A 12,358-nucleotide genomic window follows, 5' to 3' on the forward strand; every position below is an offset into this window, starting at 1 on the left:
CCGACCTCGCCGGTGCCCCCGCCGGGAACGACGGAAGGGCCCGCCGAGGCGGGCCCTTCCTGTGCTGCATGTCGTGCGTGCGCTTCCGCGCGGCGGTGCTAGATGGAGTTGACGTCCACCGGGATGCCGGGGCCGAAGGTCGTGGAGACCGTGGCCTTCTGCACGTAGCGGCCCTTCGAGGAGGACGGCTTGAGGCGGACGATCTCCTCGAGCGCGGCCCCGACGTTCTCGGAGAGCTGCTCGGGCGAGAAGCTCGCCTTGCCGACCACGAAGTGGACGTTCGCGTGCTTGTCGACGCGGAACTCGATCTTGCCGCCCTTGATGTCGGACACCGCGCGCGCGACGTCCGGGGTGACCGTTCCGGTCTTGGGGTTGGGCATGAGGCCACGCGGTCCGAGGACCTTGCCGAGACGACCGACCTTGCCCATGAGCTCGGGCGTCGAGACGGCGGAGTCGAACGACGTGTAGCCGCCCGCCACCTTCTCGATGAGCTCGTCGCCGCCGACCTCGTCGGCGCCGGCGGCGAGGGCCGCCTCGGCCGCAGGGCCCGTCGCGAAGACGATGACGCGGGCGGTCTTGCCGGTACCGTGAGGAAGGATGACGGTGCCGCGGACCATCTGGTCTGCCTTGCGGGGGTCGACGCCGAGCTTGAGCGCGACCTCGACGGTGCTGTCGAACTTGCTGGATCCGGTCTCGCGCGCGAGCTCGACGGCCTCCGAGGCGGAGTACGCCTTCGTCGGGTCGATCTTCTCGGCTGCGGCCCGGTAGGCCTTTGACTTCGCCATTCGTGTCTCCTGTTTCGAGAGTGCGGTTGATGTGAGCCTGGCCGGCTCTCCCGCGTGATGCTGGAGCGGATCCCGGTCGGGACCCGCGGGTGGTGGAGGCTAGGCCTCGACCGTGATGCCCATGGAGCGGGCGGTGCCGGCGATGATCTTCGCCGCGGCGTCGATGTCGTTGGCGTTGAGGTCGGCCTGCTTCTGCTCGGCGATCTCGCGGACCTGGTCCATCGTGAGCTTCGCGACCTTGACCGTGTGCGGCGTGCCCGAGCCCTTGGCGACTCCGGCGGCCTTCTTGATGAGCTCGGCGGCCGGGGGCGTCTTGAGGATGAACGTGAACGTCCGGTCCTCGTAGACGGTGATCTCGACGGGGATGACGTTCCCGCGCTGAGCCTCGGTCTGGGCGTTGTACGCCTTGCAGAACTCCATGATGTTGACGCCGTGCTGTCCCAGCGCCGGCCCGATGGGCGGTGCGGGGTTGGCGGCGCCGGCCTTGATCTGCAGCTTGATCAGACCCGTGACCTTCTTCTTCGGTGCCATTTCTCTTCCTTCTTCTTGATTGCTAGATCGAGCGGGCCGCGCGGCCCGACCGCCTAGAGCTTGGTGACCTGGTCGAAGCTGAGCTCGACCGGGGTCTCGCGCTCGAACAGGGAGACGAGCACCGTGAGCTTGCCGCTCTCGGGCTTGATCTCGCTGATGGAGCCGGGGAGGCCCGCGAACGAGCCCTCCTTGATCGTGATGGTCTCGCCGATCTCGAAGTCGACCTCGGCGGCGACGACGCGCTGCGCCTGGCCGCCCTTGGTGGGCTGGCCCTTGACCTGCGCCACCTCCTTGATCTCGACGAGGCTCTTCAGCATGGAGAAGGCCTCCTCGAAGCGGAGGGGCGTGGGGTTGTGGGCGTTGCCCACGAAGCCCGTGACGCCGGGGGTGTGGCGGACGACCGACCAGCTGTCCTCGTTGAGGGCCATGCGCACCAGCACGTAGCCGGGGATGCGCACGCGGTTGACCATCTTGCGCTGGCCGTTCTTGATCTCGACGACGTCCTCCATCGGGACCTCGATCTGGTAGATGTCGTCCTCCATGTTGAGCGACACCATGCGGTTCTCGATGTTGCTCTTCACGCGGCGCTCGAAGCCCGCGTAGGAGTGGATGACGTACCACTTGCCCGGCTTGGAGCGGAGCTCCTTGCGGAAGTCCTCGTAGGGGTCGACCTCGGCGTCGTCCTCGGACGCGGCCTCGTCGGGGACGAGGTCGGCCTCGGCCGAGGCGACGTCGTCCGCCGTGGCGGGTGCGACGTCGGCGGGCTCGAGGGCCTCCTCGGCCGCCTCCTCCTCCGCCTCGTCGTCGGTCGCCTCGACGGCGGCCTCGGCCTCGTCGGGCGAGTCGATGTCGAGCGCGTCCTCGACGATGGCGTCGGCCTCGGGGTCCTCGACGGACTCCATCGCGTCGAGCGCCGCCGTCAGGTCGGTCTCGACCGAGTCGCCCTCGACGTGCAGGGCGGTGTGCTCCGCCGCGTCCGAGCTCTCCTCGGAGGACTCGATGGCGTGGCCCTCCTGGACCTCGTCCACCTCGGAGGACTGCTCCGCCGCGGGGGCGAGGTCGACGTCGTCGCGCTTGCTCTCAGCCAATGGATCTACTTCCCTCGTTCTTCGTCGTGCGTTGCCGTTCGTCGTGCATTGCCGTGCTGCTCCGGGGCGCCGGACCGCGCTCGCGCGGATCCGTGGGGATCCGCCGCGCTCCGGCCGCTCGCGCTCCGCTGCGCCCCGGACCCGTTGGTCCCGTGCGCAGCCCGCCGTCCGGCCCGTGCCGCCTCCGCGTGGAGGCCCTGGTGCTAGGCGCCGTTGCCGAACACCACGATGGCGAGGTACCCGAACAGCTGGTCGAGGAGGGAGACGATCACCATCATGACGATGACGAAGGCCAGCACCACTCCCGTGAACGTCAGCAGCTCCTTGCGGGTGGGGGTGACCACCTTCTTGAGCTCCTGCACGACCTGCTTGATGAAGAGCACCAGCCGGGCGAAGGGGTTGCGTCGCGCGTCCCGCTGCTCGCGAGCCTGCGCGACGATCTCCTCGCTCGGCTCGTCGACGATCTTCCGCGCCACGCGTGGGTCCCTTCCTGCATTGCTCGGCTTTCGCCCGGAGTTCGGGCGAGCCGCGATGTCACGCGCCCGGGGACCCGTTCCATCTAGCAGGGCGGACAGGACTCGAACCTGCAACCTGCGGTTTTGGAGACCGCTGCTCTACCAATTGAGCCACCACCCTCTGCGTCGACACCCGCCTGCCCTCGTGCGCCACGACCGTGCGGACACGGACGGAAGAAGGCGCGGAAGAGCATGGCGGAGATACCGACCCGGACGAGTGTACCAGCATCCGCGCCCGCCCGGTCGGGACGGCCGTCCGGGCACCGCGGCACCCGCGTGGCGCCCCGGCCGGATCCCTATGCTCATGGCATGGCCGAACCGCAGAGCACCGTCCCCCTCCGCCGCGTCTCCACCCGCATCGGATCCATCGCCGAGTCCGCGACCCTCAAGGTCGACGGCAAGGCCAAGGCCCTGCAGGCCGCCGGACGCCCCGTCATCAGCTTCGCGGCGGGCGAGCCCGACTTCCCGACGCCCGACTACGTGGTCGAGGCCGCGGTCGAGGCGGCGCGCGATCCCCGCAACCACCGCTACACCGCGGCCGCCGGCCTCCCCGACCTCCGCGAGGCGATCGCCGAGAAGACGCGCACCTCCTCGGGCCTCGACGTGGGGATCGACCGGATCATCGTCACCAACGGCGGCAAGCAGGCGGTCTACCAGGCGTTCCAGACGCTGCTCGACCAGGGCGACGAGGTCCTCGTGCCCACCCCCTACTGGACCACCTACCCCGAGGCCATCCGCCTCGCGGGCGGCGTGCCGGTCGATGTCTTCGCGGGCGCCGACCAGGGCTACCTCGTGACCGTCGAGCAGCTCGAGGCCGCGTGGACCCCGCGCACCAAGGTGCTGCTGTTCGTCTCGCCCTCGAACCCCACGGGCGCCGTCTACTCGCGGGAGCAGACCCGCGAGATCGGCGAGTGGGCGGAGTCGAAGGGCCTCTGGGTCATCAGCGACGAGATCTACCAGGACCTCGTCTACGACGGTACCGAGGCCGCGAGCATCGTCGACGTGGTGCCGGCGCTGGCCGACCGCACGATCCTCGTCAACGGCGTCGCCAAGACGTACGCCATGACCGGGTGGCGCGTCGGGTGGATGGTCGGCCCGGCCGACGCCATCAAGGCCGCGGGCAACCTGCAGTCGCACCTCTCCTCCAACGTGTCGAACGTGTCGCAGCGCGCGGCGATCGCGGCGCTGCGCGGCCCGCGCGACACCGTCGACCGGATGCGCGAGGCCTTCGACCGCCGCCGCCGCACGATCGTCGCCGAGCTCGACGCCATCCCCGGCTTCGTCACGCCCACGCCGCAGGGCGCGTTCTACGTGTACCCCGACGTGACGGGCCTCTTCGGCCGCGACATCGACGGCGTCACGCCCACCACCTCGCTCGAGGTCGCCGACGTGCTGCTCGAGAAGGCCGAGGTGGCCGCGGTCCCCGGCGAGGCGTTCGGCCCGAGCGGCTTCCTGCGCTTCAGCTACGCGCTCGGCGACGACGCGCTCCTCGAGGGCGTGCGCCGGATCCGCGACCTGCTGGCCTGATCCGCCGCCCGCCGGCACCTGTGCGGCGTCCCGCCCCGGCGTCCACGGCTCGCGCTACCGTCGCGCCACGAGCAGCGCAGGACGGGGCACGGTCATGGATCCACGACGGAGCCGTCTGGAGCGCATCCCGGCCGTCGCGATCCTCCTGTCGATCCCCGGGCTCGTCCTGAGCCAGACGGAGCCGTTCCGGGCATCGGCGGCGCTCCTCTGGGGCATCTCGGGTGCGCTGATCGCGGCGTCGCTGGTCACCGCCGTGATCCTCTCCCGCCGCGGCCCGGGTGGATCCTCCTAGAGGGCGAGGCCGACCAGCACGGGCTCGGGCTGCAGGATCACGCCGTGCTCGCTCATCACGCGGCCCTGCACGTAGCGCGCGAGGGCGGCGACGTCCTCGGCGGTCGCGGTGCCGCGGTTGGTGAGCGCGAGCGTGTGCTTCGAGGAGACGGCCGCGCCCGATCCCGGCAGCCGGAACCCGCGGCTGACGCCCGAGTGCTCGATGAGCCACGCGGCGCTGAGCTTCACGCCCGCGGGCTCGCGGCGGCGGCGCGCGGCGGCCTCGCGCTCGATCGCGTCGGCGACCTCCCACGCGTCGCCGAGCGGCACGACGAGATCCTGCGGCGGATCCTCCTGCGGCCAGCGCGGGGCGTCGGCCGGCAGTGTGCGCGCGAACGCGGCGCTGACGATGGGGTTGGTGAAGAAGGATCCGGCGCTCCACGTGTCGTGGTCCGCGTCGTCGAGCACCATGCCCTTGGATGCACGGAGGGCGAGCACGGTCTCGCGCACGCGGGCCACCGGCACGCGGTCGCCGAGCTCCACGCCGAGCGCGCCGGCGAGCTGGGGGTAGGCGATCGGCAGGCCGAGCGCCTCGGGGCCCTCGCCGCGGGTGAGCGCGAAGTCGACCGAGAGCACGACGCCCACGCGGCCGCGCTTGAGGGCGGAGGTGCGGTAGCCGAGGCCGAGGTCGGCGGCATCCAGCCGCTCGACCTCGCCCGTCTCGTAGTCGAGGAAGTCGACACCCTCGAGGACGTCGGCCACCTCCTGGCCGTACGCGCCGATGTTCTGCACGGGCGACGCGCCGGTGGACCCGGGGATCCCCGAGAGCGCCTCGAGCCCGGTGAGGCCCTCGGCCACGGTGCGCGCGACGAGCGCGTCCCACGGCTCGCCGGCCTGCACGCGCACGAGGGCGGTGCCATCCGGGCGCTCCTCGCCGACGTCGACGCCACGGGTCGCGATGCGGATGACGGTGCCCTCGACGCCCTCGTCCGAGATGAGGGAGTTGGATCCGCCGCCGAGGACCATCCAGTCCTCGCCCACGGCCCACAGCCCGAGGAGGGTGTCGACGAGCTCGTCGCGCTCGCTCACGGTCACGAGCTCCTCGGCCGGTCCGCCCACGCGCAGCGTGGTGAGCTCGGCGAGCGGGGCGTCGCGGTGGGTCTCGATCGTCACGGTGGCCCTACGCCAGCCGGACCTGCGCCTGGGCGCGGCCGAGGACGGTCTTCCCGTCGACCGAGACCGCGATGTCGATGCGCACGGTGCCCGCCTCGGCGTCGATCGCGCCGACCTTGGCGGAGATCGCGAGGTGCTGGCCATCGGCCGGATCCACGACCACGGGACGCGTGAACCGCACGCCGTAGGACACGATGCGCGAGGGATCGCCCGCCCAGTCGGCCACGGGCTGCACGGCCTGGCCCATCGTGAGCATGCCGTGGGCGAGGACGCCCGGCAGCCCGACCGATGCGGCCACGTCGTCGCGGTAGTGGATGGGGTTGAAGTCGCCCGACGCGCCCGCGTAGCGGACGAGCGAGTCGCGCGTGAGGTGCACGGAGCGCTCCGCCACGACGTCGCCCACGGCGAGGTCGGCGAGCACGGGCACGGGTGCGGCGCTCACGCGTCGTCCCCGCGGACCACGAGGGTGGAGACGGCCGTGACGACGTGCGCTCCCGTGGCGTCCGTCATCGCGGTCTCGGCGGTCACCATCGCGTTGCCGCCGAGGGTCGCCACCTTCGTGACGGTGAGCGTCGCGGTGAGCTCGTCGCCGGCGACCACCGGGCGCGAGTGCGCGAACGCCTGCTCGCCGTGGACGACGCGACTGAAGTCGATGCCCGCGTCGGGCTCGTCGAGCAGCTGCGCGAGCGCCGCCTCCTGCACGACGACGGGGAACGTGCTCGGCGCGACCACGTCGGCGTGGCCGGCGGCGCGCGCCGCCTCGGGGTCGAGGTGGACGGGGTGGGTGGCGCCGACGGCGCGGGCGAACTCGCGCACCTTCTCGCGTCCCACCAGGTACGGGGCGGCGGCGGGGAGCACGCGACCCTGGAGGTCTGGATTCACTGGCACCGGACGATCCTACGCGGCGGCCGTCCGCGCGCCCCGGGCGGGCCGCCCCTCCCCGGGTACGCGAGAGCCCCGGCCCCCACTTCTCGTGGGGACCGGGGCCCGGGTCGCGATGCCGCTCGTGCGGCGTCAGCTGCCTACTGGCAGGAGTCGCACTGCAGGAGCTCCATGGGGTCGACGGGGATCGCGTAGCCGCCGACGGTGTCGTTGTTGTCGTAGTCCATGGGTGCCTCCCGTTGTGTCTGGTCGGGAGCCGCCGGTGCGGCTCCTCAGGTCTCGTGGCTCTCGCCCCGATGGCCTCCGGTTCCGCGTCTTCGCGAGGATCCGGGTTGCTCGGCCACCCGGTGGGGCGGTGAGGTTCTCCACTATATAACCCGAACTACAGACCTGTCATTCCACTACATCTAGTGTTTCGGCGTGTCGCGGCGCCTTCCGCGTCGTCATGCGGATCCGGGCACGCGGCGTGGATCCGGCGCTCGTGCGGACCCGGCGTGTCGGCCCGCGGACGGACGGCGACGACCGGTCGCGGAACGCGCGAGGGCCGCCGCGAACGCGTCGCGGCGGCCCTCGTGCGCTCGGGGAGCGGGGTGCGGATCAGGCGCCGCCCTCGCGTGCCTCCTTCTCCTCCTCGGACTCGCTCGCGGTGTAGTCGCCGCCAGCCGGCGCCTCGCGGCGCTCCTCGTCGTGCGCGTCGGGGACGGGGTTGCCCTGGGTCTTGTAGAGCACGTCGTCGTGCTCGGCGCCCGTGGCGTGGTCGTGGTCGGTGGGATCCGTGGAGTCGTGGTGGGTCATGCCCGGAGGCTACGCCGCGGAGGCGGGTGCCGGAAGGGCGACGGTCCCGGCTGGACACGCAGGCCCGGCCGCGGCGGGCGGGCCTCACCAGCCGACGAGGCGGGCACCGCGCGCGGGAACGGGAAAGGCCCCGGAACCTGGCGAGAGGTGTCCGGGGCCTATCGAGGAGGACGGACCCCGAGGGATCCGCGCTTCCGTAGCGGGAGCGGGACTTGAACCCGCGACACCACGATTATGAGCCGTGTGCTCTAACCACCTGAGCTACCCCGCCACGATCCCCGTGGCCGTCCGCGTGGGAGGCCGGGGATCGAGCCCCCAGTGAGGATTGAACTCACTACCTCTTCCTTACCAAGGAAGTGCTCTACCAATGAGCTATGGGGGCGTGCCCGGGCGCGTCGGAGACGCGCTGGAACCATACGACGATAGCAGGTCCGGGACCGCCCCCGAGACGCGGGACGGCCCCGGACCGGGGCACGGCGGGCGAGGGCGGGATCAGACCGCGGAGAGCTCGCGGACCTCGTCGGTCGTCAGCTCGAGGTCCATGGACGCGAGCAGGTCGGGCAGCTGCGTCAGGTCCCGCGCGCTGGCGATGGGCGCGGTGACCGAGGGCTGGGCCCGGAGCCAGGCGAGCGAGACCGTGGTGACGGAGACGCCGTGCGCCTCGGCGACGCGGTCGAGGACCTCGAGGAGGGCGCGGCCGTGGTCGTCGTAGTACTTCGATGCGCCGCCGGCGCGGGGGCTGTCGACCTCGCCGCCGCGGTACTTGCCGGTCAGGAAGCCGCTCGCGAGGGCCGAGTAGGGCGCGGACGCGATGCCCTCGCGGATCAGCAGGTCGGCGAGCCCTCCCTCGTAGGCACCGCGCTCGACGAGGTTGTACCGGTTCTGCAGCACCTCGAAGCGGGCGACGCCCTCGCGGGCGGAGACGTCGAGCGCGGCCTGCAGGCGCTCGGCCGTGAAGTTGGACGCGCCGATCGCGCGCACCTTGCCCTCGGCGACGAGCTCGGCGAGCGCCGTGACGGTCTCCTCGATCGGGGTGTCCTGGTCGTCGATGTGCGCGTAGTAGAGGTCGATCGCGTCGACGCCCAGACGGCGGAGGCTGGCCTCCACGCCGCGGCGCACGCTGTCGCGCGACGTCCCCTTGGCGGACTCCAGCGAGCCGACCTTGGTGGCGATCACGAGGTCGTCCGGACGTCCGCGGGCGGCGAGCCAGCGTCCGATGATCTCCTCGGACTCGCCGCCGGAGTTGCCGGGCTTCCAGGCGGAGTAGACGTCGGCGGTGTCGACGAAGTTGCCGCCGGCCTCGACGTACGCGTCGAGCAGCTGGAAGGAGGTCGCCTCGTCGGCGGTCCAGCCGAAGACGTTGCCGCCGAAGGACAGGGGGCTCACCTCCATGCCGCTGGATCCGAGGGGCACGCGTGCGGGGTTCGTCATGGCTGATCTCCTTCGTCCGGTGATGACGGCGGGCGGCCGCCTCCAGGGTCAAGGCGCCACGGGCGGCCGGCTATTCCGCGGCTCCCCAGGCCACCGGCGTCGGCGAGGGCGGCCGGGGGCGGTCGCCTAGGCTCGATGCATGACTTCGCCTGCCCCCACAGCCCTGTCCACGGCTGCCCGGGACGACATCTCGACCCACCCCGACAGCACCCCGCAGCACGGCACCGGATCCGAGTGGTGGCGCACCGCCGTCATCTACCAGATCTACCCGCGCTCGTTCGCCGACTCCGACGGCGACGGCATCGGCGACCTCCCCGGGATCACCGAGCGCCTCCCCGCGCTCCGCGAGCTCGGGGTCGACGCCGTCTGGCTCTCCCCCTTCTTCCTGTCGCCGCAGAACGACGCGGGCTACGACGTCGCCGACTACTGCGCGGTGGATCCGCTGTTCGGCACCCTCGACGACTTCGACCGGATGCAGCGCCGCGCGCACGAGCTCGGCCTCCGCGTGATCGTCGACATCGTCCCGAACCACACCTCCTCCGCGCACCGCTGGTTCCAGGAGGCGCTCGCGGCCCCCGCCGGCAGCGAGGAGCGCGCCCGCTACATGTTCCGCGACGGGAAGGGCGCCGACGGCGAGCTGCCGCCGAACAACTGGGAGTCGATCTTCGGGGGTCCCGCGTGGACGCGGCTCACCGAGGCCGACGGCACGCCCGGACAGTGGTACCTGCACCTGTTCGACTCGTCGCAGCCCGACCTCGACTGGACGAACCCGTGGGTGCGCGAGCGCTTCCGCGAGATCCTGCGCTTCTGGCTCGACCGCGGCGTCGACGGGTTCCGCGTGGACGTCGCGCACGGCATGGTCAAGGCGCCCGGCCTCCCCGACTACACGCCGCCCGAGGGCCAGGGCAGCATGGGCGGCGCCGGCGGCGTCGACGACCAGCCCGCTCCCCCGCCGCCGTACTTCGCGCAGGAGGGCGTGCACGAGATCTACCGCGAGTGGCGCGAGATCTTCGACTCCTACGAGGGCGACCGCGCGATGGTCGCCGAGGCGTGGGTCGAGCCGCTCGCGAAGCTCGCCGACTGGGTGCGCCCCGACGAGATGCACCAGGCCTTCAACTTCAGCTACCTCGAGACGCCGTGGGACGCCGCAGCGCTCCGCCGCACGATCGACGCGTCGCTCGCGACCTTCTCCTCCGTGGGCGCGCCGAGCACGTGGGTGCTCTCGAACCACGACGTGGTGCGGCACGCCAGCCGCCTCGCGCTCTCGGGCGAGAACCCGCAGGGCGTGGGCATCGGGCCGGAGTCGACCGTGACGGTGGACGAGGAGCTCGGCCTCCGTCGCGCGCGTGCCGCCAGCGCGCTCATGCTGGCGCTCCCCGGGAGCGCGTACATCTACCAGGGCGAGGAGCTGGGGCTGCCCGAGGACATCCGGCTGCCGGATGCGGCGCGCCAGGATCCGACCTTCCACCGCACCGCGGGCGAGCGCTACGGCCGCGACGGCTGCCGCGTGCCGATCCCGTGGGAGGCCGGGAAGCTGTCGTACGGCTTCAGCGACGGCGACGCCAGCTGGCTGCCGCAGCCCGAGGACTGGGACCGGTTCGCGCGCGACGCCGAGCAGGCGGATCCCGCGTCCACCCTCTCCCTCTACACGGAGGCGCTGCTGCTGCGCCGCGAGCACGGGCTCGCGCTGGGCTCGCTGGCGTGGATCGACGCGGAGGGCGACGACGTCGTGGCGTTCGCGAGCGCGGGCGTCACGGTCATCGCGAACCTCGGCGACGCGTCCGTCCCGCTGCCCGAGGGCCGCGTGCTGCTCGCGAGCCGGCCGCTCGACGGCGACGCCGTGCCGTCCGACACGACCGTGTGGCTGATCCGGGAGTAGTCCCGTACCGGACGCGACGACGCCCCCTCGCCTTCGGGCGAGGGGGCGTCGTCGTGCGCGCGCTGCGCGGGCTAGTTCGCGTGCTCCTTCAGCCAGGCGAAGGGATCCACCGGGGTGCCGTCCGCGACGTGGATCTCGAGGTGGAGGTGCGGGCCGGTGGAGGCGCCCGTGTTGCCGACCTGGCCGATCTGCGTGCCCACCTTGACGGCGTCGCCGACTTGGACCCGGAGGGACCCCGGCAGCATGTGGCCGTAGACGCTCGTGACGAGCTGCCCGTCGATCACGTGGTCGATCACGAGGTGGACGCCGAGACCGGTGTCGCTGTTGACGGCCTCGCGGACGACGCCGTCGGCGATCGCCTGGATGGGGGCGCCGAGGCCCGGCGCGAAGTCGACGCCCTTGTGATCGCTCGAGCAGCCGTTGGAGCAGGGCGCGATGCGGTGGCCGAAGACGCCGCTGATGGGCACGCCCGAGGCGAAGGGCCATTGGATCGTGCCGTTGATGTCGTTCGTGAAGGCGCCGGCGCCCTTCGACGTCTGGGCGAGCATGATCTGCTGCGGCGTCGTCGCCGTGAACGCGTCGTCGGTGCCGCCGACGACCGTCGCCGCGGGGGCCGCGGAGAGCGCGACGCTCTGGCTGGGGACGGACGTGGCCGGCGCGTCCGTGACGACGTTCGCCTGCGCCATGTCCTGGCCGGTGAGGAACGCGGAGGACGGCAGGGAGGTCGCGATGGTGACCGTCGCGACGAACGCCATGGTGAGGAGCGTGAGGCCGCGCGACGCGTTCGAGCGGCGGCGGCCCGCGGCGGACTCGGGCGCCGGAGCGGCGAGGGCGGGGCGCGTGGAGGCCGGGATGCGGCGTCCGCGGACGCGGGCGTGCGGCGCGGCGGCCGGCACGCTCGCGCGCTTCGCCGGCACGTAGGAGGAGCGGCGCGACTCGGGCGCGGCGGAGGATGCGGCGCGGAGGCGACGGGCGCGGGTCGCGAACGGGACGGTCTCCGCGGCGGTCGCGGCGGCGGGCTCGGCCTGCGCGGGGAGGTGCGTGCTGGGGGCGGCGGGGGCCTCCACCGGGATGTGGATGGTGCGGGGCGCGGGGGCGATCGGCGCATCGGGGGCGACCTCCGCGTCAGCGGCGGCCGTCGTCCCGGGGGCGACCTGCTCCGGCTGCGCGTCCTCGAGGGGAGCGGATCCGCCCGCTGTCGCCTCGACGGCCTCGGCCGCCCGACGCTCCGCCTCGCGGCGCTCGCGTCGCGTCGGGTACACGGTCCCTGCGGTCTCGTCGGGGGTCAGCACGAGGGCCGCCGGTCGGAGGTCTGGGGGGCACGCGAGGCGTGGAGGACGGACAGGATCGTGGGACTCCTAGTGCGAGGGACAGGTGCTGCGCCGTGCGGGCCGAGCGGTGTCGGGGCGTGCGCGAGCGACCGGTTCCAGCCCGGTCGCGATGTAACGGATCGGTAAAGGCTAACCGCCGGAAGGGATTCGC

General features: G+C 72.5%; 13 protein-coding genes and 3 tRNA genes. 3 read left to right on the plus strand and 13 right to left on the minus strand.

Going from position 1 to position 12,358, the window contains the following annotated elements:
• Positions 1-98 precede the first annotated feature (98 nt).
• The 5 genes from rplA to ITJ40_RS11540 all read right to left on the minus strand — a co-directional run bounded on the left by rplA (position 99) and on the right by ITJ40_RS11540 (position 3,040).
• Complete coding sequence (rplA, locus tag ITJ40_RS11520) at positions 99-785, minus strand: 50S ribosomal protein L1 (RefSeq protein WP_116054210.1); 687 nt, start codon at positions 783-785, stop codon at positions 99-101.
• Between the two features lie 99 nt (positions 786-884).
• A complete protein-coding gene (gene rplK, locus ITJ40_RS11525) occupies positions 885-1,316 on the minus strand; it encodes a 50S ribosomal protein L11 (protein ID WP_012039476.1) in 432 nt (143 codons plus the stop codon).
• 53 nt (positions 1,317-1,369) lie between these two features.
• The gene (nusG, locus tag ITJ40_RS11530) at positions 1,370-2,404 is read right to left on the minus strand and encodes a transcription termination/antitermination protein NusG (RefSeq protein ID WP_194667205.1); all 1,035 of its coding nucleotides are present in this window, start codon (positions 2,402-2,404) and stop codon (positions 1,370-1,372) included.
• Positions 2,405-2,607: 203 nt separating this feature from the next.
• Complete coding sequence (gene secE / locus ITJ40_RS11535) at positions 2,608-2,880, minus strand: preprotein translocase subunit SecE (protein ID WP_012039478.1); 273 nt, start codon at positions 2,878-2,880, stop codon at positions 2,608-2,610.
• Positions 2,881-2,967: 87 nt separating this feature from the next.
• Positions 2,968-3,040: transfer RNA gene (locus tag ITJ40_RS11540), tRNA-Trp, on the minus strand.
• A 188-nt stretch (positions 3,041-3,228) separates the two neighbouring features.
• Between ITJ40_RS11540 and ITJ40_RS11545 the strand changes: the two genes are divergently transcribed.
• A complete protein-coding gene (locus ITJ40_RS11545; RefSeq protein ID WP_194667206.1) occupies positions 3,229-4,446 on the plus strand; it encodes a pyridoxal phosphate-dependent aminotransferase in 1,218 nt (405 codons plus the stop codon).
• Positions 4,447-4,540: 94 nt separating this feature from the next.
• Positions 4,541-4,738 carry a hypothetical protein gene (locus tag ITJ40_RS11550; RefSeq protein WP_194667207.1) on the plus strand — a complete coding sequence of 66 codons (198 nt, stop codon included), beginning with the start codon at positions 4,541-4,543 and terminating at the stop codon, positions 4,736-4,738.
• On the opposite strand, the gene ITJ40_RS11555 is transcribed toward ITJ40_RS11550, so the two are convergent.
• The 7 genes from ITJ40_RS11555 to ITJ40_RS11585 all read right to left on the minus strand — a co-directional run bounded on the left by ITJ40_RS11555 (position 4,735) and on the right by ITJ40_RS11585 (position 8,997).
• Entirely contained in the window at positions 4,735-5,889 is a 1,155-nt protein-coding gene (locus tag ITJ40_RS11555; protein ID WP_194667208.1) for a UDP-N-acetylmuramate dehydrogenase, read from the minus strand. The genes ITJ40_RS11550 and ITJ40_RS11555 overlap by 4 nt on opposite strands.
• A 7-nt stretch (positions 5,890-5,896) precedes the next feature.
• Positions 5,897-6,331, minus strand: a complete 435-nt coding sequence (locus tag ITJ40_RS11560) for a MaoC/PaaZ C-terminal domain-containing protein (RefSeq protein ID WP_194667209.1) — start codon at positions 6,329-6,331, stop codon at positions 5,897-5,899.
• A complete protein-coding gene (locus ITJ40_RS11565; protein ID WP_194667210.1) occupies positions 6,328-6,777 on the minus strand; it encodes a MaoC family dehydratase N-terminal domain-containing protein in 450 nt (149 codons plus the stop codon). The genes ITJ40_RS11560 and ITJ40_RS11565 overlap by 4 nt, the downstream gene beginning before the upstream one ends.
• Positions 6,778-7,368: 591 nt before the next feature.
• Complete coding sequence (locus ITJ40_RS11570; RefSeq protein WP_194667211.1) at positions 7,369-7,566, minus strand: hypothetical protein; 198 nt, start codon at positions 7,564-7,566, stop codon at positions 7,369-7,371.
• A 197-nt stretch (positions 7,567-7,763) separates the two neighbouring features.
• A tRNA-Met gene (locus ITJ40_RS11575) sits at positions 7,764-7,837 on the minus strand.
• Positions 7,838-7,876: 39 nt separating this feature from the next.
• A tRNA-Thr gene (locus ITJ40_RS11580) sits at positions 7,877-7,948 on the minus strand.
• Between the two features lie 110 nt (positions 7,949-8,058).
• Positions 8,059-8,997: an aldo/keto reductase gene (locus ITJ40_RS11585; protein ID WP_194667212.1), complete on the minus strand. Its 939-nt coding sequence runs from the start codon at positions 8,995-8,997 to the stop codon at positions 8,059-8,061.
• Positions 8,998-9,136: 139 nt separating this feature from the next.
• On the opposite strand from ITJ40_RS11585, the gene ITJ40_RS11590 reads away from it, so the two are divergent.
• Complete coding sequence (locus tag ITJ40_RS11590; protein WP_194667213.1) at positions 9,137-10,876, plus strand: glycoside hydrolase family 13 protein; 1,740 nt, start codon at positions 9,137-9,139, stop codon at positions 10,874-10,876.
• A 71-nt stretch (positions 10,877-10,947) separates the two neighbouring features.
• On the opposite strand, the gene ITJ40_RS11595 is transcribed toward ITJ40_RS11590, so the two are convergent.
• Entirely contained in the window at positions 10,948-12,168 is a 1,221-nt protein-coding gene (locus tag ITJ40_RS11595; RefSeq protein ID WP_194667214.1) for a M23 family metallopeptidase, read from the minus strand.
• Positions 12,169-12,358: the final 190 nt, after the last annotated feature.

The sequence above is a fragment of the Clavibacter sp. VKM Ac-2872 genome (genome assembly GCF_015351105.1).
Taxonomy (GTDB): Bacteria; Actinomycetota; Actinomycetes; order Actinomycetales; family Microbacteriaceae; genus Clavibacter.